Source organism: Sulfuricurvum sp. (assembly GCF_028710345.1).
Taxonomy (GTDB): Bacteria; Campylobacterota; Campylobacteria; order Campylobacterales; family Sulfurimonadaceae; genus Sulfuricurvum.
Genome location: NZ_JAQTUH010000008.1, coordinates 100,762 through 124,569 on the forward strand (window position 1 = coordinate 100,762; position 23,808 = coordinate 124,569).

General features: G+C 37.8%; 26 protein-coding genes. 9 read left to right on the forward strand and 17 right to left on the reverse strand.

The window, feature by feature from the left end:
* Nucleotides 1–48: 48 nt before the first annotated feature.
* Complete coding sequence (locus PHC76_RS11295) at nucleotides 49–414, reverse strand: hypothetical protein (protein ID WP_299972046.1); 366 nt, start codon at nucleotides 412–414, stop codon at nucleotides 49–51.
* Between the two features lie 40 nt (nucleotides 415–454).
* On the reverse strand, nucleotides 455–2,296 hold the full coding sequence (locus tag PHC76_RS11300; RefSeq protein ID WP_299972047.1) for a diguanylate cyclase: 1,842 nt from the start codon (nucleotides 2,294–2,296) through the stop codon (nucleotides 455–457).
* Between the two features lie 207 nt (nucleotides 2,297–2,503).
* On the opposite strand from PHC76_RS11300, the gene PHC76_RS11305 reads away from it, so the two are divergent.
* Nucleotides 2,504–2,944: a hemerythrin family protein gene (locus PHC76_RS11305; RefSeq protein ID WP_299972048.1), complete on the forward strand. Its 441-nt coding sequence runs from the start codon at nucleotides 2,504–2,506 to the stop codon at nucleotides 2,942–2,944.
* On the opposite strand, the gene PHC76_RS11310 is transcribed toward PHC76_RS11305, so the two are convergent.
* On the reverse strand, nucleotides 2,941–3,516 hold the full coding sequence (locus tag PHC76_RS11310; RefSeq protein WP_299972049.1) for an NUDIX hydrolase: 576 nt from the start codon (nucleotides 3,514–3,516) through the stop codon (nucleotides 2,941–2,943). The two genes, PHC76_RS11305 and PHC76_RS11310, sit on opposite strands and share 4 nt — an antisense overlap.
* Nucleotides 3,517–3,702: 186 nt before the next feature.
* Between PHC76_RS11310 and PHC76_RS11315 the strand changes: the two genes are divergently transcribed.
* On the forward strand, nucleotides 3,703–5,712 hold the full coding sequence (locus PHC76_RS11315; protein ID WP_299972051.1) for an EAL domain-containing protein: 2,010 nt from the start codon (nucleotides 3,703–3,705) through the stop codon (nucleotides 5,710–5,712).
* Here the strand turns inward: PHC76_RS11315 and PHC76_RS11320 are convergent.
* From PHC76_RS11320 to PHC76_RS11335, 4 genes are all read right to left on the reverse strand, one after another.
* Nucleotides 5,705–7,372 carry a SulP family inorganic anion transporter gene (locus PHC76_RS11320; RefSeq protein WP_299972053.1) on the reverse strand — a complete coding sequence of 556 codons (1,668 nt, stop codon included), beginning with the start codon at nucleotides 7,370–7,372 and terminating at the stop codon, nucleotides 5,705–5,707. The genes PHC76_RS11315 and PHC76_RS11320 overlap by 8 nt on opposite strands.
* A gap of 75 nt (nucleotides 7,373–7,447) precedes the next feature.
* Nucleotides 7,448–7,621: a hypothetical protein gene (locus PHC76_RS11325; protein WP_299972055.1), complete on the reverse strand. Its 174-nt coding sequence runs from the start codon at nucleotides 7,619–7,621 to the stop codon at nucleotides 7,448–7,450.
* Nucleotides 7,622–7,682: 61 nt separating this feature from the next.
* Complete coding sequence (locus PHC76_RS11330; protein ID WP_299972056.1) at nucleotides 7,683–9,311, reverse strand: methyl-accepting chemotaxis protein; 1,629 nt, start codon at nucleotides 9,309–9,311, stop codon at nucleotides 7,683–7,685.
* A 119-nt stretch (nucleotides 9,312–9,430) separates the two neighbouring features.
* On the reverse strand, nucleotides 9,431–10,378 hold the full coding sequence (locus tag PHC76_RS11335) for a DUF523 and DUF1722 domain-containing protein (protein ID WP_299972058.1): 948 nt from the start codon (nucleotides 10,376–10,378) through the stop codon (nucleotides 9,431–9,433).
* A 225-nt stretch (nucleotides 10,379–10,603) separates the two neighbouring features.
* On the opposite strand from PHC76_RS11335, the gene PHC76_RS11340 reads away from it, so the two are divergent.
* Both PHC76_RS11340 and PHC76_RS11345 read left to right on the forward strand, forming a co-directional pair.
* The gene (locus PHC76_RS11340) at nucleotides 10,604–10,900 is read left to right on the forward strand and encodes a DUF2018 family protein (protein ID WP_300210077.1); all 297 of its coding nucleotides are present in this window, start codon (nucleotides 10,604–10,606) and stop codon (nucleotides 10,898–10,900) included.
* 135 nt (nucleotides 10,901–11,035) lie between these two features.
* A complete protein-coding gene (locus PHC76_RS11345) occupies nucleotides 11,036–11,809 on the forward strand; it encodes a GGDEF domain-containing protein (protein ID WP_299972061.1) in 774 nt (257 codons plus the stop codon).
* Here the strand turns inward: PHC76_RS11345 and PHC76_RS11350 are convergent.
* The 10 genes from PHC76_RS11350 to ppa form a co-directional block, all read right to left on the reverse strand.
* Nucleotides 11,806–12,177: a response regulator gene (locus tag PHC76_RS11350; RefSeq protein WP_299972062.1), complete on the reverse strand. Its 372-nt coding sequence runs from the start codon at nucleotides 12,175–12,177 to the stop codon at nucleotides 11,806–11,808. The two genes, PHC76_RS11345 and PHC76_RS11350, sit on opposite strands and share 4 nt — an antisense overlap.
* A gap of 60 nt (nucleotides 12,178–12,237) precedes the next feature.
* Nucleotides 12,238–12,675 carry a YcgN family cysteine cluster protein gene (locus PHC76_RS11355; RefSeq protein ID WP_299972063.1) on the reverse strand — a complete coding sequence of 146 codons (438 nt, stop codon included), beginning with the start codon at nucleotides 12,673–12,675 and terminating at the stop codon, nucleotides 12,238–12,240.
* A gap of 19 nt (nucleotides 12,676–12,694) precedes the next feature.
* A complete protein-coding gene (locus PHC76_RS11360; RefSeq protein ID WP_299972065.1) occupies nucleotides 12,695–13,972 on the reverse strand; it encodes a trypsin-like peptidase domain-containing protein in 1,278 nt (425 codons plus the stop codon).
* A gap of 8 nt (nucleotides 13,973–13,980) precedes the next feature.
* Nucleotides 13,981–14,241, reverse strand: a complete 261-nt coding sequence (locus tag PHC76_RS11365) for an EscU/YscU/HrcU family type III secretion system export apparatus switch protein (protein WP_299972067.1) — start codon at nucleotides 14,239–14,241, stop codon at nucleotides 13,981–13,983.
* The gene (locus tag PHC76_RS11370; RefSeq protein ID WP_299972068.1) at nucleotides 14,238–15,191 is read right to left on the reverse strand and encodes a flagellar hook-length control protein FliK; all 954 of its coding nucleotides are present in this window, start codon (nucleotides 15,189–15,191) and stop codon (nucleotides 14,238–14,240) included. The genes PHC76_RS11365 and PHC76_RS11370 overlap by 4 nt, the downstream gene beginning before the upstream one ends.
* A gap of 4 nt (nucleotides 15,192–15,195) precedes the next feature.
* Nucleotides 15,196–15,924 (reverse strand): class I SAM-dependent methyltransferase, encoded by a 729-nt coding sequence (locus PHC76_RS11375; protein WP_299972070.1) that lies wholly within the window; start codon nucleotides 15,922–15,924, stop codon nucleotides 15,196–15,198.
* Nucleotides 15,925–15,935: 11 nt separating this feature from the next.
* Entirely contained in the window at nucleotides 15,936–16,163 is a 228-nt protein-coding gene (locus PHC76_RS11380; protein ID WP_299972071.1) for a hypothetical protein, read from the reverse strand.
* A 41-nt stretch (nucleotides 16,164–16,204) separates the two neighbouring features.
* A complete protein-coding gene (locus tag PHC76_RS11385; protein WP_299972073.1) occupies nucleotides 16,205–16,747 on the reverse strand; it encodes a transglycosylase SLT domain-containing protein in 543 nt (180 codons plus the stop codon).
* 351 nt (nucleotides 16,748–17,098) lie between these two features.
* The gene (locus PHC76_RS11390) at nucleotides 17,099–17,389 is read right to left on the reverse strand and encodes a hypothetical protein (RefSeq protein ID WP_299972075.1); all 291 of its coding nucleotides are present in this window, start codon (nucleotides 17,387–17,389) and stop codon (nucleotides 17,099–17,101) included.
* 6 nt (nucleotides 17,390–17,395) lie between these two features.
* Nucleotides 17,396–17,917 (reverse strand): inorganic diphosphatase, encoded by a 522-nt coding sequence (gene ppa / locus PHC76_RS11395; protein WP_299972077.1) that lies wholly within the window; start codon nucleotides 17,915–17,917, stop codon nucleotides 17,396–17,398.
* 226 nt (nucleotides 17,918–18,143) lie between these two features.
* Between ppa and PHC76_RS11400 the strand changes: the two genes are divergently transcribed.
* The 5 genes from PHC76_RS11400 to PHC76_RS11420 all read left to right on the forward strand — a co-directional run bounded on the left by PHC76_RS11400 (nucleotide 18,144) and on the right by PHC76_RS11420 (nucleotide 23,723).
* Nucleotides 18,144–19,424 carry a malic enzyme-like NAD(P)-binding protein gene (locus PHC76_RS11400; protein WP_299972079.1) on the forward strand — a complete coding sequence of 427 codons (1,281 nt, stop codon included), beginning with the start codon at nucleotides 18,144–18,146 and terminating at the stop codon, nucleotides 19,422–19,424.
* A gap of 209 nt (nucleotides 19,425–19,633) precedes the next feature.
* Nucleotides 19,634–21,430 (forward strand): biotin/lipoyl-containing protein, encoded by a 1,797-nt coding sequence (locus tag PHC76_RS11405; protein ID WP_299972080.1) that lies wholly within the window; start codon nucleotides 19,634–19,636, stop codon nucleotides 21,428–21,430.
* A gap of 463 nt (nucleotides 21,431–21,893) precedes the next feature.
* Entirely contained in the window at nucleotides 21,894–22,775 is an 882-nt protein-coding gene (locus PHC76_RS11410) for a TolC family protein (protein WP_299972082.1), read from the forward strand.
* Between the two features lie 41 nt (nucleotides 22,776–22,816).
* Nucleotides 22,817–23,434 carry a hypothetical protein gene (locus PHC76_RS11415; protein WP_299972084.1) on the forward strand — a complete coding sequence of 206 codons (618 nt, stop codon included), beginning with the start codon at nucleotides 22,817–22,819 and terminating at the stop codon, nucleotides 23,432–23,434.
* Nucleotides 23,435–23,444: 10 nt separating this feature from the next.
* Nucleotides 23,445–23,723, forward strand: a complete 279-nt coding sequence (locus PHC76_RS11420; protein ID WP_299972085.1) for a hypothetical protein — start codon at nucleotides 23,445–23,447, stop codon at nucleotides 23,721–23,723.
* Nucleotides 23,724–23,808 lie beyond the last annotated feature (85 nt).

Here is a 23,808-nt window from a genome sequence, read left to right on the forward strand (position 1 = left end):
AAGTAAAACGAGTTTAACGCATAGATTATTTTAGTATCATTAAATAGTTTATAAAGTGATCCCTAACCCTTTTAAAAGGATATTTTTCTCTTTTTCAGTACTTGAAAAGAGGCGGTTATGGAGATCATCATCTAAAATAGCGAGATCATCAAATAGCTCTTCATCATCTTTGTCAGGAAAATGTTTAGTCACTTCATTCCCCAATGCTTCAAGAAATTCATCGGTATTATTCTCATCAAACAATCCTACCCGTTTACCATGTTCGATAGTAGCGATTGTGCGAAGCAGATAAAGTTTATCGAGACGATCTTCGCTTTGTTGGGTGTTGATTAAATCGTTAATACGGTTTACTTCACTACGATACATTTCGGTGGATGCTTTAATGTTTTGGAGTTGTTCAGAGGTGAATATCATGATGTTTCCTTGTAGTATTATGTATGTGATTGTATAACTTTTAGCCTACTATTACTTTGTTTCGCCCATTCTCTTTTGCATTATAAAGTAAAACATCAACACGACGTAATAAATCATCTTCGCTTTCGCCTTCATGTAAATCACTGACTCCGAATGAACATGTCAGATGACCAACAACCTCAAAGGGTGTAGATTGAATTATTACACGTAAAGTTTCAGCTACCTGAATTGCATACGATAGTGGTGTATTGGGAAGAAGAATGATAAACTCTTCTCCTCCCCAACGTGCTATAACATCACTTTTGCGGAGTGAATTTTTAGTAATTTGAGCTATGTCTCGTAGCACATTATCCCCGATTAAATGACCGAAAGTGTCGTTTACCTGCTTAAAATGGTCAATATCAAAGAATATAATACATAATGGGGAGTTATCCCGTTGTGTACTATGTAAAACATGTTCAAATATGAGATCAAAATGGAGTCGATTAGCAACGTTGGTAAGAGTGTCGGTTGTCGATTGGTTAATCATTAAAGTGATGTCGGTAAAAATGACAATAGTCTCTAAGTCGTTTTTATTACCTACAATAGAAGCTTTTATGGTGTAGATGGTTGTTTTACCATCAATTGTTATTTTAACTTTATGTTCACGTGTAGGGTGATCAATGACATATTGAATCCATAGTTGATCTTTCATCATACTTTGGAGGTACTCATCGGTATCTCCCTCTTCAAAAAAATCACATACGCAGTTATGTTGTTGTTTGAATTGTTCCAGTGTTTGATAGCCTAAAAACTCAAGCATAGATTTATTAGCACTAATAATAACTTCTCCATTGGTTACAACAGTCGGATTCGGTGAGGCATCTAAAATCGATTTAACATACGTTTTTTCATATGAATTTTTTCGATACATCCACGCAATAATCGCTAAAAATATAAAGCTTACAGATGAAAGAGAAAAAATAGTAATTTTATATTTATTCCAAATATCAACCATAGTAAAAATTTCCGCTTGTTCGTATGGAGGAATACGGAGAGATTGAAACATTTCATGAACTTGGCTGTACTCAAGAGGTGATGACCATCCGATATCACCATCATTAGGTTTACTTTCAAGATGTTGCTGAAGTAAAGCTATGACTACTTTATTGGAGAGATCATTAGGTGTTTGCGGCATTCGTGCGATTGGCCACTCAGGATAGAGTAAGGTAGAGAGTTGATAAGGGAAATTTTTAAATTTACGTTGATTGATAATTTTCAGTTGATTGAGGTGGATGGTTCCTTCTTTTTCCATACTTTCCAATAAATCGGTGCGGACAAATCCTACATCTGCATTACCTTTTAAAACCTCTTCAACTACTTGCTTGTGGGGCATCCCTGTAAAATAGATATCCAGTGTTTCAAGCGCTATATCGTGATTAAAAAACTCAAATATTTGTGCAGAATAGCCGCCAAGTGACTCTGCATCTACCGCTGCAATTTTTTTCCCTTTTGTATCGTCGAGAGTGGTGATATCGGAGCGTTCTGCACGGGTGAAAATAACTCCGCCAAAGCGGTCAACCCATTGGTTGTTTTTATAATGCATCATGGTCGCGATACGGGATATATGGTATTTTTTTTCGAGATAAATGTAATGACCTGAATTGGTAATAACAAAATCAAGTTTATTGTTTTTGACCGCTTCATTGATTTCGGGATAGTTAAGTGGGAGAATAGTGAAGGTAAAATTAGGCTCTTTTTGATGGAGGTATCGTGCTGTAGGTTCCCACTCTTTGAGCGATTCTGATTTTGAATGAAAAGACAATACCCCGATAGTAATATTTTCTATGGAATATAATGAAGGGACTATTATAAATAATGCTAGCAGTAGTTTAATAAGCATAGCAACTACTCCTAATAATTTTTTATTATAGTACTAGAATTAGCTTTAAACTCTTTTGATGCTATACAATAATATTAAGTAAAATGTTGCAGGTGTATAGATAAGAAGCATTGGGTAACAATAGGTGATTGAACGTAATAAAATTGAATGTTTTTTGAGAGTGCTAGGTTATAATCGTTGATAAGTTCATTTAAAAGTGAGAATGGAATGTCAACAGGATTAGAATGGGATGAACATTATCGTTTAGGGATCACCTCTATCGACGATCAGCATAAACATCTTTTTGATATAGTGGCTCATATAGCAGCACTTGATGCAGCGACATCGACGAAAGAGGATTTACGACAAATATTAGGTGAATTGAGTACCTATATGAGTGAACATTTCAAAGATGAAGAGAAATATATGGAGCAAATTCGTTTTCCTTCGTATGAATATCATATGAGACTGCATCACGATATTATCGAGTTTGTCAACAGCTCGGTTTCACAAGCACCGACTTTGGCGATGATACAGACAAAACTCAAGTTTATTATTAAAAAAGCGCTGATTGATCATATTTTGGTAGAAGATATGAAAATTAAGCTCTTTATGATGCAAAAAAAAGAGATTATGGAGGAGGGGATTATTGATCTAGAGAGTGTTTAGGCGAGGGGGATGTGAAGTACTTCGCTCAATAATACTACAATATCCTCTTTTGTCGCTCCTGCAAAAGCGTTTTCCATAAATCGATTGATCCCTTTGTTTTGATGGTGGAGGAGGGGGACAATTTTTATCCCTGTAATTTCAGACATAAAATGGGATTGGTCACCCTCTTCGTATGCGTGAAGAAGGATAGAACGTGAGAAATTGTTGAGTATATGATAGTAGATATGTAAAAACTCCGCTTCCAAAACTTTGAGCCCATAAAAGTGCGTAACGATGCGGTTCTCATGGGTCACTATCGGATGAACTTTATCGGGTTTGATGGTGATTCCTATCTCCTCTTTGATTTCACGAACCAGTGCTTCGAGTAGTGTCTCACCCTCATCAACAGTTCCTCCTGGAAAGCCCATTCGTCCATCCCATCGATCAATCATAATGAGCGCAGGACATTTGAGGTGCTGCATATCATCTTTAAAATATTTCCATGGAGAGATAGATTCGACATAAATGGCTAAAAAAACAGCGTTTTTTTTCGAATGTTCTATTGAGCCAAAGGGTATTCTCTGGGTTTTCATAATTGCTCACAATATCACAAGATTTAAATCTTAAAAAGTGAATTATAACATTTTGATCTTCTTTATTGATTCGATATGCTACAAAGAGAAAAATAGAGAGAAAATTGAGACATTTCTGTTGTATATTTAAAAGAAATAGGTTATTATCTTTGATAAAGTAAACTAATATACACGGGTTCAACACAAATGCCATTTTCCTCTTATCCACATAATTTTTTACAATTAATATCAGATCATCTTCCCGATATGCTATGGGTAAAAGATATCAAAGGGCATTACCTTTTTGCTAATCAGTCGATTTGTAAAAATCTTTTGATGGCGAACAATACGGATGAACCACTGGGGAAAACAGATGTTTATTTTGCATTGCGTGAGAGGGAAAAACATCCTGAAAATCCCCAGTGGCATACTTTCGGTGAGCTTTGTTTTAATTCGGATGAAATAGTCCTTACTAATATGAGATCGATGCGCTTTGAAGAGTATGGGAACATTCGGGGGGAATTGGTCTATTTGGATGTTCATAAAGCTCCTTTATTTGGTGCGGATGGAACATTGATAGGGGTTATCGGAAGCGGTCGGGATATCACTGTACAAAAACGCTTAGAGCTCGAAAAGGAGATGACGCAACGTCTTATTGAGAGTGGGCCGGTTGTGGTATTTGAATGGAGTGCCGATGAGGGATGGCCAATACGGTATGTTTCCTCCAACGTTGAGATGATTTTAGGTATTAGTCATGAACAATTAATGAGTGGCTCAACGAGTTTTTCTAATTTCATTCATCCTGATGATATAGTGAGAATCGTAACCGAAGTTAATGAATTTTTTTCCGATAAAACCTCTATGTTTATTCAAGAGTATCGGATTATTAGAGAAGATGGAACTTTTCTTTGGATTAAAGATTTTACAGTGGTTGAGTATCATAAGGAGTCTAATGTCCCGATGAGTATCAAAGGGTACATTATCGATAATACGGTAGAGAAAATTGCGAATGAAAGAGCAAGCTATTTTACCCATTTCGATCACCTCACCGGATTGCCGAATCGTCAAAAGATGCTTGAAGATATGGAAGAAACCCCCCCAGTCGGATGTGCAATTTTTAATATTGACAGTTTTCGGGAGATTAACGATTTTTTTGGTATTGTGAATGCCGATAAGCTCTTAATACAACTTGCCAACGAATCTAAAAAAATGTGGACACCGACGTATCGAATCGGAGGGGATGAATTTGCTATTTTATTTTATAAAACAATTTCGGCATCTGCTCTTAAAGAGGTAATCGATAATATTTTGAATGATATGGATCGATTGGTATTTACTGTCGGCGGGGAAAAAATTAAGGTCCATTTCCGTGTTGGAATCGCCTTTGGTGTTGAAAAGCTTTTAACCCGTGCTGATATCGCACTCCATATTGCGAAAGAGAAAAAATTACCGTATGCATTGTATGAAGTAGCCGATAATATCGAAGATAAATACCAAAAAAATATTCAAATGGCATCTGCAGTGCATAAAGCGTTGAGTGATGGGCGAATTATCTGCTATTACCAGCCTATCGTACATATTGAAGATAATAAAGTCTATAAATATGAGACATTGGTGCGAATGGTCGATGAAGAGGGAAATATCGTTCCTCCGATGGAGTTTTTACCGATTGCGAAAAAGATGCAGTTGTATCCACAAATCACTCAAACTGTTGTCCATCAAGCGTGCAACATTTTTGCCAAGCGTACGGAAGAATTTTCGGTTAATCTCTCAATCGATGATATTGACAACCCTTATACGGTTCAAAATATTGTTAATACAATTATTAATACTGAAACAGCTAACCGTATTGTTTTTGAAATTCTTGAATCCGATGGGATCGAAAATTATGAATCAGTGATCCGTTTTGCCACGCAAGTAAGAGCATTGGGAGCTAAGATCGCTATTGATGATTTCGGGACGGGATATTCCAATTTTGAACATATCTTACGGCTCAATGTTGATTATATTAAAATCGACGGTTCGCTGATCCGAGGGATTGTGAATAATAAGCGTCATAGGATTATCGTGGAAACGATTGTCCAATTTGCAGAAAAAATGGGAGCGAGTACAATAGCAGAATTTGTCTGTGATGAAGAAATCTTTGATACTATCAAACACATGGGGATAGAGTTTTCCCAGGGATATTACACGGGGAAACCTTTGCCGCTTACTTAATGTTTTCTAAAATTTCTCGCGTTACAATAAGTGCTTTGTCAATATGATCGACAATTTTTTCTTCACCGATTATGGTTATGAGATTGGCTTTCTGCAATAGCTGACGGACATGAGGATTGACTCCTGAGAGGATCAATACAGTATCTTTATGACTTAATCGTTCATGGAGAACTTCAAGAGCATGAAGCCCTGCCGCATCGATAAGTGGGACATAACGCATCCGTAAAATGAAAATTTTTGATGGTTTTTCAAAGAGTAGTAGAGTATCAAGCAGTTTTTCAGCGACTCCGAAAAAGAGAGGACCTTGAATTTCGTAGACTTCAACCCCTTTTGGAATCGATTTGTTTTGAATAGAGTCTGGATCATCTTCTTCGGTATCGACTGAACGTATTTGGGTTTGTTTCATCATTTGATCAATAAAAAGGATCGAAGCGAGTGCAATTCCCGCTTGGATAGCGAAATTTAGATCAACTAATACGGTCAGTAAAAAGGTAAGGATGAGGACAACACGGTCACTTCTTGGGGCATACATGATTTCACGGACATGTTTTATCTCCGACATATTCCATGCGACAATCATCAATATCGCGGCTAATGCGGCTAACGGTATTTTAATAATAAGCGGTGCTAAAAAAAACATAAACACAAAGAGCCAAAGGGCATGCATCATTCCTGCAAGGGGTGAGCGTGCTCCGGCTTTGATATTGGTTGCGGTTCGCGCAATTGCACCGGTTGCAGGAAGGCCTCCAAATATTCCTGAGGCGATATTGGCAATTCCTTGACCCAATAGTTCAGCATTTGATTTATGTTTGGTTCCGGTCATTCCATCGGCAACGACGGCAGAGAGGAGTGATTCGATGGCGGCGAGGGTAGCGATGGTAATAGCATCGGGCAAAAGTAATCGTAACTTTTCAAACGTTATTTCAGGCCACGTAGGGGTAGGGAGCATCGAGGGGATAGCTCCAAAACGGGTTTCGATAGTTTCAACCGGAATATTAAATGCCCAAACCGCAAATCCTGATAAAACGACGACGATGATGGGACCGGGGATTTTAGGGATAAAACGTTTTGCTAAGAGGATGATAGCGACCGAGGCAAGCGCTACAAGAATAGCAAAAGGGTTAGTTGTTTGCAGATGCTCTATATATACGGTGAGTTTATGGATAAAATCGGGTGGAATAGTGGTAATGGTAAGACCGAAAAAATCACGAATCTGTGAAAATGCAATTAAAAGAGCAATCCCTGAAGTAAACCCGACGATGACGGGGTAAGGGATAAATTTAATCATCTCTCCGGCACGAAAAAATGCCATCAACATTAAAATTCCCCCTGCCATAATGGTGGCAAGAACAAGCCCGTCATAACCGTGTTTCATGGCAACCATCGCTACGGTGACGATAAACGCGGCGGTTGGCCCTCCGATTTGGTAACGGCTACCACCGTGTGCCGAGATTAAAAATCCTGCAACAATAGCGGTAAATAAACCACGCTCAGGAGGGAGATTAGAGGCGATGGCGATAGCCATAGCCAAAGGAAGTGCGACAATCGCGACGGCAAGACCTGCGATAGTATCAGCAAAAAAATCTTCTTTATTAAAGCCGTGTTTTTTATAATAAGAGATAATTCTAGGTTGGAGCGAAGTATGAAGGGAGCGTAACACAAAAATATCCTCAAAAATAAGTGTAAAAAGTATAGGATGAAAAGTTTAGGGTAAAAACTCAAGCCAAAATGTGGCTTAAGCTCTGATATCGAGTGTTTGTCCTAGTCCGGTGACACTAGAGCCTGTTGAGGTATTAGAGGGCGCTGCGCTTTCTAAAACTTTCATGACTCCCTGACCTTGGACATCTATCGCTTTTTTCATCGCGTAGATTTGAGCATCTAAGCTCGGAGCACTGTTAATCGGATCCATTTTATACCTCCTTTGACGGGGTTAACTCTATATCGGCAAAAATGAGTTTTTTTAAAGATGATTACGTTTTAAATACAGAAATCTGATTGGTAAGTTGCTCCGTCATTTGATGGAGGTGTTCTGCCGCCGCAGCAATCTCTTCAACACTACGGGCATTAGAGGTTGTAAGCTCATTAATGTCGCTAATTTTGTTAATAATCGATTCGGTAGTTGCGGCATTGGTTTGGGCATCGTTAGAGAGTTTTTCGATGGCTTGAACCGTATCGGCGAGAGCACTAACCGCGGTTTTTGTATGATCGTTGACCTCTTCGGATGCATTAACCAAACTCTCTATCCGTTTGGTATTGTTGTTCATCTGATCGGTGATGTCATTGATCGATTGGACGATGACATTAACCGTAGCATTGGTCTCTACGAGACTTTTTTGGGTACGTTCAGCGAGTTTACGCACTTCATCGGCAACCACGGCAAAACCGCGACCGTGTTCACCTGCGCGTGCCGCTTCGATAGCGGCATTAAGAGCAAGGAGATTAGTTTGATCGGCGATATCGGCGATAACGGTGAGGACTTGTTTCACTTGAGATGCTTCTTGGGAGAGGGAGTTGAGACGTTGATTGATCTCCCCTTCAATCTGAACAGTAACACTAAGTTGGTCTATGGTATTGTAGAGAGCTGATTGTGCATTTTGGAGATTTTCACGCGTATGTAATGCTTTGGTTCGGACACTTTGAGCTTCTAGCGCAGATGCTTTCATTGCCTCTTTCATACGATCCGATTCGGTGGTTGTTTGATTGACAATTTTTGATTCTTCTTCCATGGCTTTGCCGATAGAGAGAGTTGTTGAGGAGAGTTCAGCAGCAATAGAGCCGCTTTCATGGGAAGAGACTCTTACCTTTTGCATAATCTTTTGTGTAGTATCGATAAAACTGTTAATAGAAGAAGCTGTTTGAGCTGCTTCGTCATTTCCCGTTATTTGGAGTCGTTTAGTTAAATCTCCCTCACCACTTGCGAGTTCTTTAGCCATTGCTTGCATATCAGCTAGTTTTATTACGATTGAGCGGCGAATCGCTATCGTCAATACAATGATAATACTTAGTAATATTCCTATCCACATAAATGTTTTAATAGCAACAATTCGAAATTCATTATCAACATCGTCAATATAAACACCCGAACCGATAATCCATCCCCAAGGTTTGTATAATCGAACAAACGAAAGTTTTGGATATGGTTTCTCAGAACCAGGTTTATTCCACATATATTCTACGAAACCTTCCCCTTTTTCTTCGGTAACTTTACCGAATTCGGCAAAAAGTTTTACACCATTAGGATCTTTAATTTGTGAAAGATCAGTTCCGTCGAGCTTTGGTTTGATTGGATGCATGATACCGCGAATATGTGTATCGAGGATAAAAAAGTATTCTTCACCGTTATAACGTAAATGTTTTATAGACTCTTTTGCCGTATTTTGTGCAACTTCTTGAGTCATTCTTCCCTCATCAGCTTCTTTTGCATAATGTGCTATCAGTGATTCAACATTGTCAATTTGAGTTTTAAGCATCGTCTCTTTTGAATTCATTAACTCAGTTTTCAGCTCACTTAACACAATAATACTCAATAATCCGAGCATACCTACTACAAGAAAGATTAAACCTGTTAAACGTGTTTTGATACTATAGTGTTCTAACATTGTTCTTTCTCACTTATGATTGAATTATTATGAATGATTATCCATTCACTAAAAGCGTATCTAAAAAAACTTAAACATAATTAAATGCTATTTTAAAATATTATTTATTCTTGTAATGACTACTTTCCACTGCTTATGTGGGAACGTAGAGCAAAGGTTTTTGGATAGGGATTTAAAAATGTTTGATCGAGAAGATAGGTAATGTCGTATTTATGTGCATAGAGAAGAATGGTTGAGACAGGGACAATCAGGGGGAGAATTTTAGCTGAATAATCATTGATTTGCGTATGGAGTATCTCTTTCTCATTTTTATCGAGTACTTTTTTGAAAAAACCTGCAAGGTGCTCGAGTACATTACGGGTACGTTTTATGGAACTTTTGGTAGAGATAGCCATTTTAAAGCCAATTTCATACGTCTCCAACATTTTTTCAAAGGGATAATTGTTATTATTCCCTACGAGGTTACCAAGATAACGGTAAAGCTTTTCATTTTTGGCTTGGAGCATGAACTTATTGATCGTATGAAACTTAACTAAATCGTTGAGAGATGGATTGCTCTCTTTTAGCTTTTCGATTGCATTATAGGCAAAAATTTCCATTATGAAATTTTCTCTTAACCACATATCTTCTAATCGTCCCTCTTCTTCCATTGGCAAAAGGGGATAATTATTACGGCACATATGTGCAAAAATACCAGCTACTTTCCCCTTGAGCATACCGTTATCGAGATACAGTTTGCTACTTTTTAATCCACAACTCGGTGATTTTGATTTAAAAATAATACCGCATAGTTTTTCTGATTGGAGTTTTTTCATCTCCTCTTGACTTCTTTTTTCGAGTTGTACAGTGAGATCATCACCATTTTTATTGGAGTATATTTTGATTTCTGAGTTGATGTCGATGAGACGGATTGAGGGACGTGGAGTGCCAAAGGCTAAGTGTTCCGGACAAAAGGGGATGAACTCAGCAAATTGACCCAGCTCATCAGTAATAAAACGGTTATGTTTATCCCCTCCGTCATAACGGATTTTTTCTCCTAGTAAACATGCGGATACAGCGATTTTCATAAATTCTCTTTTATAGGGTGTTTAATAGAAGATTATTACATGTATTTAGATTTTTTGGTAGGTTGAAAATGTTCTTTTGTTTGCAGTAATGTATATTTGAGTGAAATTATTGGAAGAGTGGCGATAAATGTTATTATCCTTAGAAATATCCAATAAACATAAAAAAGATACTAACGTTACAAAAAAATCGATTACAATTGCTTCATTAAAACTAGGAGAGAAATGATGGCATCATACGAAGCACTTTTTGAAGATGAAGATGATATTTTCGGAGGGACACCCGAATCGAAGTATTGGGATATCCACAAACAGTTGAGTGCTGATTTGGTACGATTTGAGTTTGATGAGATTATTGCTAAAATGGCGGCAATGGAGCAGATGTTGATGGAACATTATAATGAAGATGATTTGGATAAATTGGTGGATCGATATATTGCATCTAATCCACAAATCATAGACAACCGTAAAAAAAGTCTCTATATGGAATATGCAGGACGTTTAATCTACAAACTTGCCGATTGAACCGAAATCATTGTTCTGAACTAAAATGGGATACTCTATTGCTGAAAAATAGACAAATATCATCTCTATTTATGCGAAAAAAAAGTTATAATGCAACTAATATAGTTAAGTTCATAAAAAATTGAGTTCATAAATATGAAAAATTTATACGATAAGCATATCCAAGTTACCGAAGAGATAAAAAAGAGAATCGGTACTATGAAGGTTGTATTACCGGCAAGTTATGGGAAGCTGTATAGCCATATCGCCCAACATTATGCCCTTGAACTTCATCCTGAGGAGTTATTGACTTCAGAGATGTTGGATGAAAAAATGGTGCACCATATTGTCACTTTAAGCAATTGTGCAGATAATGCTTTAGAAGCGATGGAAACCCAAGACATTGCTAAACTTCAAGAGGTAATCAAAGAGACCCAAAAACTCAAAATTGATATGGCAGAACTTACTAAAATTATTTATGAAGACTCTCTGACGAAAAGTTATAATCGCAAATGGCTTGAAGATACATTTCTAAATAACGATAAGCTTTTAATGCGTCAACGTGGTGTGATTGCAATTATTGATCTCAACAAATTCAAAATTATAAATGATAATTATGGACATATTGTTGGAGACAAAGTGTTAATGCATGTCGCTAAAAGGCTCCAAGAAACAGGAGGTAAAGTAGTTCGTTATGGTGGCGATGAATTTATCGTTGTCTTTGATACCGATGAAAATATTGTTGATGTTAATACGACTATTGAATTAATTATTGATGATTGCGAGAATAAATCATTTATGGTTGAAGGGGAAAGTTTTAAAATTAGCTTTTCGTATGGTATTGCAGAATTTGAAGTAGGTTCAGAATTTCATCTTGTCCTTAATGCCGCCGACAAGGCGATGTATCGGTATAAAAATATTAAAGGTTAACGTATCCGTAACGCTTCCACTGCTTTAATGATATTGGGCTCTTTAAAAGGCTTTACGAGATAACCGTTCACCCCTTTTTTAATCATTCTCAGGACATCTTCTCTTCCACCTTCTGTTGTAGCCATAATAATACGGGTATTTTTATACTTAGGATTGGAACGAACTGCATCGACTACGGCCTCGCCACTCATAACGGGCATATTCCAATCGAGCATCATTAAATCAACTTTATGATTTTCCATATATTGCATAGCAACGGCGCCGTTTTCCGCTTCCAAAAAAATATTGTGTCCACCTAAAAAATTTGTTAAAACATTGGTTAAGAGCATACGGATGATTTTACTATCATCTACGATTAATACAGTCATATAAGTAATCCTTTTATATACTAGTACACTATTATGCTTCTAAAAGATTAAAATTCTCCTTTAGGATATTAAAAAATCTTCTAAATCAATATTTTCTGTTTCAAGAACTGGCGATAATGAAAATACACTATACGGTTTTACACTGCTTTGTATTCCACTGTTAAGAGGATGCCATGAGGGGAGTGGTTGGTTGTGATAGCGTAAACGATAGGCGCAGGTGGGTGGGAGCCAATCAAATTCAGCCGCACGATCAATAGTGAGTTGCGTACACTCTTCGACGAGTTTGAACCGTTCTGGATAGTTACTGCATCCACCGTTTTGTAAATCATAGCATCGGCATACAACTCTGGTGGTGAGGATAGGAGCATCCTCTTCTTCACCTTGTAAACGGTGCAGACAGCATAATCCGCACCCATCACACAGCATCTCCCACTCTTCTTTGCTCAGTTCTTTGAGAGATTTTGTCTCCCAAAAGCGATTATTTGTTGTGTTCAACATGATTCATTATCCTAGTGTGTTAATTGTTTGTAGCATACGCTTGCAGTGCTGTTTTAGAACCAATGGGCAAGAGTGCAGACTCTTTGTTGCGGCGAATGGTGATAAATCCAAGATCGTTTTCTCCCAGTTTTGAGAGCTGAGTATTGAACTCTTTGATAGTTTTAATAGGGAATGTATTGAGAGAGACAATAGTGTCTCCGCTTATAAAACCTGCTGTTTTGGCATTTCCATAACTATAACTGATAATAAGCCCCTCAGAATTTTCATTAACAATAAAACCTAGTTTTTCAGCTTTGTCACCCCTTCCGATGTTGTTCTCTTTTTCTTGAGATGGGGTTGCTGATCCTAGAGTAAGCGTTGTCGATAATATTTTTTTATTCCGTATATAGTTAAGGGTGAGTAAATCATTGGGATGAGAACGATAGAGGAATCGATGAAGCATTTCATGATCGGTGAATTTTTCGTTGTTGACCCCTAGAATGCTATCTCCTACACGAAGTCCTGCCACCTCTGCCGGGCTATTTTTCTCTACGGAGGTAATAAGACATGAATATGGATGTCCTATACGGCGTGAAACCTTGTCAGAAATAAGAAGTGTTGCACCCATATAGCCTCGTAGTATATTCTTTTCTTTAAGGAGTGTTTGTGTGATGGAGAGAGCATCCTCTATAGGAATAGCAAAACCGATATTAGTATAATTTCCGGATCGGGAAAATGTCATAGCAGCGATCCCGATAACTTCTCCTTGTGTATTGAATAATGGTCCCCCTGAATTTCCGGGATTGATTGCCGCATCGGTTTGAATAAAATAGTGATAGGGATAGTTGTGCAGTGAGCGTTTAAGTGCACTGATTATCCCGACAGTGACACTGGAAGTGAGTGAATAAGGTGCTCCGATAACAAAAACATCATCCCCTATCGAGAGGTTTGACTCTGCAGAAATAGGAAGTTTTGGTGCATGAAAGCTAGGGACACTTAAAATAGCTATATCGGATTTTTCATCTTTAGCGACGAGTGTTGCGATGTGCTCAGTATTATTATGATCAATGATAAATATTTTTTTCCCATCTTTAATGACATGTTCATTGGTAAGAATATGGTGATCCTCATCAATCACAAATCCTGATCCCCCTGAGTCACTTTGGATGAGTTCAGTTTCTTCATAAATTGTATCGTTACGTTGTATTTTTACTTTGACTACAGAGGGGATAAGCTGTTCTGCTTTTTGTGCAATAGGATGTTCTGAGGCATAGATAAACGTAAAAATGAAAGAGAGTATAAAAGTGAGTCGTGACATAGATTATCCTAGTTTTTTGGCGATGTGCGGGTAACATTATAGAGAAACTTAAAAACTTCCGCTACTGCAACGTAAAGTTTTTCAGGGATTTCATGGTCGATTTCAACTTTACTGAGTAATTCGACGAGATCTTCATTTTTTTGAATGGGGAGATTATGAAGCTCAGCTATCTTGATGATACTTTCTGCACTCTCACCTTTCCCTTTTGCAACTACTTTTGGTGCGTTTTCTTTGGTCGTATCGTATCGAAGCGCAACTGCTTTTTTCATACCGTAACCTCAAATCCGGTGTAGTTATCTCCATCATTTTGATTATAGGCATTTGATACAGGGGTAAGTATCTCTTTGTTCTCAACAATTCGAATATTACGTAAAACCAATTCTGCTTCTTGAAGGAGAGATTTGAGGGAAGAAAGGTTCTCTTTTAAAACTTTTTTAAGTTCAGGTTTCTCGGTATGAATCTGAATATCGAGATTATTTTGCTCATACAGCGCCATCATAAGATCAATATCTCCATACTCTTTGAGGGTAAGATTTATTTCACAATAAAACTTTCCACTTTTCCCTTTTTTAGAAGAGAGAGAACCTTTTTCAAGCCCATCCCATGCAAATGGAAAATAGAGAGAATTGGAGGCATTGAGATGGGATTGAAGTTGATGATAGTCGATTTGAGTAATAAGATTATCAATTTTGGTTTGAAGTTGTGCAGATTGTGGGGAATCATCCCCTTTTAGGTCGTCACTTAGATGCAAGAGCTGAGATTTAACATCACGCTCTATCTCTCTTAAAGATTCAGGAGTTGGATTAGTACCCAAAGAGGCTATTTTGGATTCCATGAATACCCCTGAATGGGATATTTTCTCTTTGAGTAGAGGAGAATTGAGTGTCGATGCTGATTGGATAAATGTTTCAAGCTTTTCTCCTTTTTTAGCAAGTTGAGGGTCTGATTTAAGATTGTCTAAAAGTGATTTGAGATTATCGGTAAAGTTCCCCATCGTTTTAAATGAAGGGTTGTTTTTGAGAAGATCGAGGAGGAGGGCATCTGATTTTGTGTTATTGATTTTATCATTAAACAATGAGGAAAGAAATGTTTTAATATCTTTATGCTCTTTGAGATCACTTAACTGCTCAGGGGTTGCGTGTTTGAGAATTTCGTTTAATACTTTGTTGGTATTGGGGATGAGCAAGGAGAGTTTGGTATTGGTAGCTGATGAAATCATAGAGTTATTTTGTTGCCGTAATAAAAAGGAGATAATCTTTTATCTCTAAATAAGCGTCTGAATAGAGCAAATCAATCTCTTTAATCCCCTCGTCGATCTCTTCATCGCTAAAGTCACTTAAATCTGACATGAATCGATAACGTAGCATAGTAAACCAATCCTCTTTGGAGAGTTGAAAGGTATGGGCATCGCTTAAAATATTGACTCTAAAACCTGCGTGTTCCAGTTCCTTTTGCAGAAGAGAGAATGGTGGCTGATGAGACTTAAATGCATCTTTGGCTTTTTGCCAAAATGGAAATTCAACCTCTTGCGGGCGTGTGATTATAAGCAGTTTCCCTTGGAGTGGAAGTTGTTGATACACTTGTTCCCATAAGTGCGAACGCTCCGCTAGATGATGAATAACCTCTTTAAAAAGCATTTTTGTGTAGGAGAGATGATGCGCGATGAAACCCTCGGCATCGGTGCAGATAGCTTCGATTCCATCTAAAAGAGATGCTTCACAACACATTTTTGGAGATGGCTCAACGCAATACGCTTTTGTTAAACCTGCTTCTTGTGCTAAACGTTGTGTAAATGTCCCTGTCCCTCCACCAATATCCACAAGAGTATCATTAGAATTCAGCTCAAGTGTATAATGAATATACTGATTAACAAAATCTTTGTATTCAGAAGAGAATTGCCATAAGTCATTAAATTTTTCAGCAAGTGAATCATAATGATTAGTGTGTTTCATTGCAAGACGTTTTATTCTTTTTCTTTCGGTTCTTGAGAAGTTCCTTTTTCATCAGGGGGAGGACGAAATTTTCCATCTTTAATCCCTTGAGAAATCTTTTCAAGAGTGTGTTTTGCTTGTAATTCTTGATTAACACTTGTGTCTTTAAGAGGAAGTACAAAAGCAAGTAATATGAAAATTAGGCTAAAAATTAATCCGCCTAATCCGGCAAGAATCAGTTTGAGTTTTTCATCATTCATTATCATGCTCTCCCATTAAATATGGGATATTATAGCTTATTCTAAGAGAGTTTTCCTGAAGAAACGAGTTGAGCCACGACGGCACTATTGTACATAATTTTATTATAGTATGTATGATTGACCATTCCGCCGTTATAGCCGCTTATCGCATTAAAAGAGTTTCCACGGCTGTTATGCAACAAAACTAGATAATAGGTTGCTACTTTTGCGGAGAGTTGAGTATCACCTAGAAGTCGTGCTGCGAGTTGAATATCGCTTAGATTGTTCAACCAATTTAGAGCTTTAATATTTTGAGAAACATGACGTGCAGTTGAAACACGGATTTGCATTGCTCCCAATGATGCTTTGGTAATCGAGCGATGATTATGAAAATCACCGATTGTATTTTTGCCGGCGCTACTCTCGGTTAAACAGATAGCACTAACCATATTTTCATAGGTTTTCCCATTTTTATCGGGAATATTTTTGGCAACGTTTCGAACCGTTTGCAATACATGAAGTTGCTTTGGGCTCATCGTGTCATTTGTATTATCGGCTAATGATGCACATACAAAGAGAACTAGTAATGAAAGTGATTTCATCATTTTATACCTCCTTATTTTGGTAATGAAATTTTAAGGTATATATAAGCCTAGCATACTGCGATGAAGATTTTAAATGATTTAGTTAAGAAAAACTAATGAAAAACATCGCTTAGAGCCTATAGAGTGGGAAAGCTGACATTAAGATTAGAAGATTATTTGGGTATAAAATATTTAATAATGTTAATTAATTGTTGTTAAGTTTAAGGTTGGAGATGTAATTAAGTAAAAATTAAGTAAAAAATAGAGGTTTAAAATGGTATTTGAGTAAAAAAGAAACGTTATTTTCATTTCTACTATTTTTTTAGAAAGAAGATGCAAATTTGATATTAAAAATATGATAGAAGTTTCGGATTAGTCTTCAGAAGTGAGATAAATCCAAAACTCTTTATGCGATTTTCCCTGATTAAGAAAATAAAATTGCAAAATAGCTACACGGTATAGTGTAATTACCATTTTTGCAAATGGGATGGCAAGTGAGAGGGTAAGCCACCAAGGTTGCTCTTTAGCACCTTTGGTCAGCATCATCTCTTCTATACCGATATTATTACTCAAATAGACACCAAATGCCATCGAGAAGATAAAATTCAAGATAACACCGAAAATGGCATATGAGAAAAATTCAGGAGAAGAGAAATCGATCATCGTACCTTACTCTTTATAATTTTTAATAGCATCTTCAAGGATTTTGGTTGCGGATGCTTTATCTTCAAACCCTTTTACTTTTACCCATTTGCCAGGTTCAAGCATTTTATAGGTTTCAAAGAAGTTTTTGATTTTTGCCAATGTATGTTTTGGAATGTCCCCAAGGTCTTGAATCTCTTCAAACGTAGGATCGATTTTAGAGGTTGGAACGGCAAGTAATTTTTCATCAATACCGCTCTCATCTTCCATAATTAATACACCGACAAGGCGGCAGTTTGTCACACATCCCTCAACCATAGGATATTCGGTTAAAATCAAAATATCTGCCGGATCACCGTCTTGCGAAAGTGTTTTGTTAACAAAGCCGTAGTTAGCAGGATAATACATTGCTGAGTGCATTACGCGATCAAGTACTAAAGCACCGCTCTCTTTTTCAACTTCGTATTTAATGTTTGAACCACATGCAATTTCGATAATTGCTTTTACTTTATCCGGATTTTCACCGTACCCGATTTTATTAAGATCCATATAACTAGCTCCCTATATTTTATGCCGAATTGTAACACTATTTATAAAAAAAATACAGTTGAAAAATATGTTACAATATTACACATATTTGGCACTAAAAAGTATTAAGTGTTACAAAAATGCAACATTTTTTGAATTTATTGCTTGATAATTACAAAAAGTGATCTGGCTTTATGAGATATAGTGTAAAGTTCTTACCATAAAAGAAAACTCACGGAGAAAAAACATGGCTACTTTTGAACAAGCGTCTTTAGATTATCATATCGCGCGAAACAAATTTGATACTAATGGAAAAATTGGTACTTTGATTACAAAACCATGTGATACAGTTGATGAACTCTCTATGGCATATAGTCCTGGAGTTGCTTACCCGTGTTTGGAAATCGAAAAAGATATCGATACTGCATACGACTATACCAATAAAGGTAACTTGGTAGCCGTTATCTCTGATGGTACTGCTGTTTTGGGTCTTGGCGATATCGGTCATCTAGCAGGTAAACCGGTCATGGAAGGAAAATGTGTCCTTTTCAAATCGTTTGCAAAAGTAGATGCTGTTGATATTGAACTAAACGTTCACGATACAGAATCAATCATTGCAACGGTAGCAGCCATTGCCGATACATTCGGTGGAATCAACCTTGAAGATATCGCTGCACCACAATGTTTTGAAATTGAAGAGCGCTTGAAAGAGATTTGTAACGTCCCTGTTTTCCATGACGATCAACACGGTACAGCGGTTATTACTACAGCTGGTCTTATTAATGCACTTGAAATGAGTGGTAAAAATGCTGAAGATCTTAAAGTCGTCGTAATCGGTGCAGGTGCAAGTGGTATCGCGTGTGCAACAATGTACAAAGCTTTGGGTGTTAAAAACATTACGATGTTGGATTCAAAAGGGGTTATCCACTCTGGACGTACCGATTTGAACAAACAAAAAGCAATGTTTGCGTTTGAAACAAATGATCGTACGCCAGCAGATGCGGCACAAGGTGCTGATATGATCTTGGGTCTCTCAGGACCTGAGCAAATTACGCAAGATATGGTTCGTTCAATGGCTCCAAACCCGATTATTTTTGCATGTGCTAACCCAACTCCTGAAATCATGCCTGATCTTGCAAAAGCGGTTCGTGATGATTTGATTATCGGTACAGGTCGTAGTGATTTTGCTAACCAAGTAAACAATGTTCTTGGTTTTCCATTCATTTTCCGTGGTGCATTAGATGTTCGCGCAACTAAAATTACCGAAAATATGAAAATGGCAGCATCTCGTGCCCTCGCAGCGTTGGCAAAAGAGGCAACACCGGATTATGTACAAGCAGCGCATAACCGTACCGACATGACCTTTGGTCCTGAATACATTATCCCATCACCGTTTGATAAACGTCTTATGGTATGGGTCTCATCTGCGGTTGCTCAAGCGGCTATCGAAGATGGTGTTGCACGTGTAAAAGAGTTCGACCTCGAAGCATACAAAGCAAAACTTCACGATATGGCGGTTAATTCATAAATATTTTTATAATTTAAATTTTAAATTATTTCAACGGAGTAAAAGGTCTCTTTTATTCCGTTATTGCCGTTGTTTAACTGCACAACCATCTCCTATTAACTTATTTCTTTTACTTATAACACTACATTTTTGTCAAAAAAATACCCTTTTTTCTTAGTTCTAATAAAGCTTTTAGGGCTACAATTCCACAACAAAAAAAAGTAGGACCTATGGCAAAAAAATACATTGACGTAATGGACACGACATTTCGTGACGGTTTTCAATCTGTTTTTGGCGGTCGGGTGTTGATGGAAGATTTCTTTCCAGCAGTCGAAGCGGCAAAAGAAGCGGGTATTACCCATTTCGAATTTGGGGGCGGTGCCCGTTTCCAAAGCCTTTTTTTCTATTTGAATGAAAATGCATTTGATATGATGGATCGTTTCCGCGCCATTGTTGGACCCGATGCAAATTTACAAACCCTCGCACGTGGGGTTAATACGGTTATGCTTGATACCGGAAGCCGTGAAATGATCGACTTGCATGCAAAAATGTTTAAAAAGCACGGCACAACGACTATTCGTAATTTTGATGCCTTAAATGATATTAATAATCTAAAATATTCGGCTGAACGTATTGCTCACCATGGGTTAAAACATGAAGTAGTCGTCACAATGATGGATCTTCCTCCTAAATGTGTTGGTGCTCATGATGTCGCTTTTTATGAGAAAACTTTACGCGATATTTTGGATTCAGGCATCCCTTATAGCTCTATTTGTTTTAAAGATGCTAGTGGAACTTCCAGTCCACAAAAAGTATATGAAACCCTAAAAATGGCACGTAAATTAGTCCCTGAAGGGACCCATTTACGTCTCCATACCCATGAAACAGCGGGTGTAAGTGTTGCGTGTTATCTTGCTGCATTGGATGCTGGTGTTGATGGTATCGATATGGCAGCAGCTCCTGTGAGCGGGGGGACATCTCAGCCTGATATTTTGACAATGCTTCATGCCGTTAAAGGGAAAAATTTCGATCTCGGTGGTCTTGATCTCGAAAAAATCCTTAAATATGAAGATGTTTTACAAGGTTGTTTAAAAGATTATTTTCTCCCACCAGAAGCGACACAAGTTTCGCCTCTAATCCCATTTTCACCGATGCCGGGTGGTGCGTTGACTGCTAATACTCAAATGATGCGTGATAACAATATGTTGGAACGTTATCCGGAAGTAATCCATGCAATGCGTGAAGTAGTTGAAAAAGGGGGATACGGTACATCTGTAACTCCAGTTTCACAGTTTTATTTCCAACAAGCACTCAATAACGTCCTCATGGGTCCATGGAAAAAGATTGCACCAGGGTATGGTAAAATGGTTTTGGGTTACTTCGGTAAAACACCAACATCACCTGATTCTGAAGTTATTCGTATTGCTCATGAACAGCTCAGTCTTGAGCCGACAACGGATCATGCTATTGATATTGCTGATCGTGATGAGAAAAAATCAATTGCTTATTGGACCAAACAATTAGAAGATGAGGGGATTGAAGTGAGTGATGAAAATATTTTCATCGCCGCATCATGTGATGTTAAAGGGATTGCATTTCTCAAAGGGGAAGCAACTGTAAATGTACGAAAAAATGGCCAAAATAGTGGCGAAAATAAGGGAGGTTTTATAATGGCAAATGGTAACTACACGGTAATCGTTGATGGAAAACAATATAATGTTCAAATTATGGAAGGGAATGTTAATGTCCAATCCGTTTCAGCTAATGCAATAGCTCAATCAGCACCTGTAGCAGCTTCTTCTGAAGCAGTAAGCGGTCATCCTATCCGTTCTGAAATTCCGGGTTCTGTCTTTAAATTGGTTGCGCAAGCGGGTGCACCGATTTCTGCAGGTGATAAGATTATGATTTTAGAAGCGATGAAAATGGAGATTGATATTTTTGCATCTCATTCGGGTGTATTGAAATCTGTTAATGTGAATGTAAATGATAAAGTTGAAGCGGGTCAAATCCTCGCAGTTATAGAATAAATCCTTACAAGACGGTGGAGTCTGTATAGACTCGCCGTACAACTTTAAACCTCTTTTTTGCTTTATTTCTGAGACCATTTTTCTATAAGCATCATACAAATACTATTGAAAATTTTTGCAAAGATTTAGTTCAAACTGGTACTCATAATCAAACAATCCTCGCAGTTTCTTGCTCATTCTAAACCTCTCTAATCTGTGACTTATGTATCTTTATTTTACCCTATCGGTACTTATCATTCTTAGAGAGTTTGTTATTAAAGTCGTCATGCTGAACTTGATTCAGCATCTATATTGTATTCTAAATCTCGTATCAAGCCCTAAAGGATTTCCTATGGTCATACGTGATGACAATTGAGAATACTAGAACGAATCAGCCGTGCATGCGGGTAGATTCAGCTTTGGATTTAAAATGTATTTCGTTATAATCTATCAAAAATAGGGTTTGACCTTGTTGGAGGTAAAAATGAGATACCGCCTCCTAGCCGAACTCACCCAAAAGACTCAAAGTGAACAACACTATAAAGCTCAAATGCACACCTTGCGTCAAGAACTCTATACGCTCAAACAACGTCTCTATACAGCCGGTAAAGAATCCCGTGTATCGGTAGGGGATGAAGCAATACGTCTTATCGATCTGGAGAGGGATATAGAGCGTGCTCAAATGAACTATGAAGAGAACCTCATAGCACTCACCAAACTCTCTCATGTAGAGCTTGATCTAAAATCAACCCAACTGCTCCCTCTAACTACCAAAAATATCCACATCGGCAGTTTCGAAGAGAACTCCCAAGCTCGCCAATACAGAGAGAAGATTGAGCAAAAAAATGCCGAAATCTCTCTCAACAACCGTACCCAACTCCCAGTCCTATCCCTTTACTCCAATTATTACCTCTATGGTTCTGATATGCACAATGCTTACAACGCCTTTCAAGATATCAAACCCAACAGCTGGAATGCAGGACTTAGTATCCGATGGAATCTTTTCGAAGGGTTCAAATACAACAATGAATCCACACGTCTGCATCTGGAACTGGATCGAATAAACGAAGAGTACTCTCTAGCCAAACGGGAATTCGATGCCAATACCCAAACCAAACAACAACACTTAGAGCGTCTCGCACAACTGAGTAAAAATGAAACCGAAGCACTCAATGAGACCCGATCTAAAATCACAATGACTCAGAGACTCAGAGAACAGGGTGAAGCGGATGCTGTGAGTGAAGTGAGTGTAAAACTAGAGGGATTGGAGAGAGAATTGACATTAAAATCTGAGATGATACAACACGCCTATGAGGCAGAAGCGTTGAGATTGCAGCATAGAGGGGTGGAAGAATGCAGAAAATGATAAAAAATCTAAACTTCAAAAATACAAGGAGAGTAGCATAAATGAACTTTTTAAAATGGCTGATGAATATTTTATTCGGATGGATACCGTATGTACCAAAAGCAATGTGGGGGATGTGGACGATAAAACATAAAGGCTCTTGGCCTCATGCCTTACGGGCATTTGGTTTTATTATCTTGCCGGGTTGGTTAATTATAGGCGGATTGTCAGCAAAAATTGATTATGACGACTATTCTACAAAGTTTCCATCCTATCAAGAACTCAGAACTGATAGCGGAACACTCAAATATCTAAAATACGCTAAACGACAGTTTGATTTAGGGCTTGTAAAATCTGACGGTTCCAATATCCATATTCAAGGACAATATCAATATTTTAGTGGCATTGTCAGTTGGTATGAGGATAAAGACGGCATATTGAATCGAGACCTCTCGTATCCTGTGACGATCAAATGGTTTCGACTCGCACACGGCAGTGTGTGGATAGCAGAGATAGAGAGAGACGGCAAAATCGTCGTACCTTATGCTAAAGGGAAAGAAGCATTTAATGCATTAATTGAAAAAAATGAAAAAGGAAATTTTTATTTTTTTTGGCTTCCACTTTTTGTTTATGTGATGATCATTATCTTTGAAGCTTCGGCAATACGTAAATATAACTAAGGAGAAATAGATGGCAACAATAGGATATACATTATACAGTTCACAAGTGAATCTGATGGATGGTAGACAAGGAATCGAGAAGAGTTTTAACCCTGCGGATGGTTCTTTGACACAGGCGTTAAACGGAGTGGCTGGGACAGCGGGTGAAGTGCAGTGGGCGACGGGAACAATACAAGCCGCATCTCAGTGGGCATCGACGAATACTGATCCAAAAATGGCAGCGGCGCTTGGAAAGATTGCTATTTCACTCGTTCCCAACGTCCTCGTTGGGAATGCATATGAAAGTTAAAATTTAAGGAGAGGATAAAATGGGAAGAAGCCGTTATAAAGTCTATGAACCAACACACCCGCATTTTATTACATGTACCGTACTG

Excerpts from the sequence above, each read along its gene's own strand:
- PHC76_RS11295 (WP_299972046.1), bottom strand. The coding sequence starts at position 414 with ATGATATTCACCTCTGAACAACTCCAAAACATTAAAGCATCCACCGAA.
- PHC76_RS11360 (WP_299972065.1), bottom strand. The coding sequence starts at position 13,972 with ATGTCACGACTCACTTTTATACTCTCTTTCATTTTTACGTTTATCTAT.
- PHC76_RS11345 (WP_299972061.1), top strand. The coding sequence starts at position 11,036 with ATGAAAAATTTATACGATAAGCATATCCAAGTTACCGAAGAGATAAAA.
- PHC76_RS11390 (WP_299972075.1), bottom strand. The coding sequence starts at position 17,389 with ATGATCGATTTCTCTTCTCCTGAATTTTTCTCATATGCCATTTTCGGT.
- PHC76_RS11330 (WP_299972056.1), bottom strand. The coding sequence starts at position 9,311 with ATGTTAGAACACTATAGTATCAAAACACGTTTAACAGGTTTAATCTTT.
- PHC76_RS11385 (WP_299972073.1), bottom strand. The coding sequence starts at position 16,747 with ATGATGAAATCACTTTCATTACTAGTTCTCTTTGTATGTGCATCATTA.
- PHC76_RS11350 (WP_299972062.1), bottom strand. The coding sequence starts at position 12,177 with ATGACTGTATTAATCGTAGATGATAGTAAAATCATCCGTATGCTCTTA.
- PHC76_RS11420 (WP_299972085.1), top strand. The coding sequence starts at position 23,445 with ATGGCAACAATAGGATATACATTATACAGTTCACAAGTGAATCTGATG.
- PHC76_RS11310 (WP_299972049.1), bottom strand. The coding sequence starts at position 3,516 with ATGAAAACCCAGAGAATACCCTTTGGCTCAATAGAACATTCGAAAAAA.
- PHC76_RS11415 (WP_299972084.1), top strand. The coding sequence starts at position 22,817 with ATGAACTTTTTAAAATGGCTGATGAATATTTTATTCGGATGGATACCG.
- PHC76_RS11335 (WP_299972058.1), bottom strand. The coding sequence starts at position 10,378 with ATGAAAATCGCTGTATCCGCATGTTTACTAGGAGAAAAAATCCGTTAT.
- PHC76_RS11400 (WP_299972079.1), top strand. The coding sequence starts at position 18,144 with ATGGCTACTTTTGAACAAGCGTCTTTAGATTATCATATCGCGCGAAAC.
- PHC76_RS11365 (WP_299972067.1), bottom strand. The coding sequence starts at position 14,241 with ATGAAAAAAGCAGTTGCGCTTCGATACGATACGACCAAAGAAAACGCA.
- PHC76_RS11305 (WP_299972048.1), top strand. The coding sequence starts at position 2,504 with ATGTCAACAGGATTAGAATGGGATGAACATTATCGTTTAGGGATCACC.
- PHC76_RS11370 (WP_299972068.1), bottom strand. The coding sequence starts at position 15,191 with ATGATTTCATCAGCTACCAATACCAAACTCTCCTTGCTCATCCCCAAT.
- PHC76_RS11325 (WP_299972055.1), bottom strand. The coding sequence starts at position 7,621 with ATGGATCCGATTAACAGTGCTCCGAGCTTAGATGCTCAAATCTACGCG.
- PHC76_RS11410 (WP_299972082.1), top strand. The coding sequence starts at position 21,894 with ATGAGATACCGCCTCCTAGCCGAACTCACCCAAAAGACTCAAAGTGAA.
- ppa (WP_299972077.1), bottom strand. The coding sequence starts at position 17,917 with ATGGATCTTAATAAAATCGGGTACGGTGAAAATCCGGATAAAGTAAAA.
- PHC76_RS11340 (WP_300210077.1), top strand. The coding sequence starts at position 10,604 with ATGGCATCATACGAAGCACTTTTTGAAGATGAAGATGATATTTTCGGA.
- PHC76_RS11405 (WP_299972080.1), top strand. The coding sequence starts at position 19,634 with ATGGCAAAAAAATACATTGACGTAATGGACACGACATTTCGTGACGGT.
- PHC76_RS11315 (WP_299972051.1), top strand. The coding sequence starts at position 3,703 with ATGCCATTTTCCTCTTATCCACATAATTTTTTACAATTAATATCAGAT.
- PHC76_RS11300 (WP_299972047.1), bottom strand. The coding sequence starts at position 2,296 with ATGCTTATTAAACTACTGCTAGCATTATTTATAATAGTCCCTTCATTA.
- PHC76_RS11375 (WP_299972070.1), bottom strand. The coding sequence starts at position 15,924 with ATGAAACACACTAATCATTATGATTCACTTGCTGAAAAATTTAATGAC.
- PHC76_RS11380 (WP_299972071.1), bottom strand. The coding sequence starts at position 16,163 with ATGAATGATGAAAAACTCAAACTGATTCTTGCCGGATTAGGCGGATTA.
- PHC76_RS11355 (WP_299972063.1), bottom strand. The coding sequence starts at position 12,675 with ATGTTGAACACAACAAATAATCGCTTTTGGGAGACAAAATCTCTCAAA.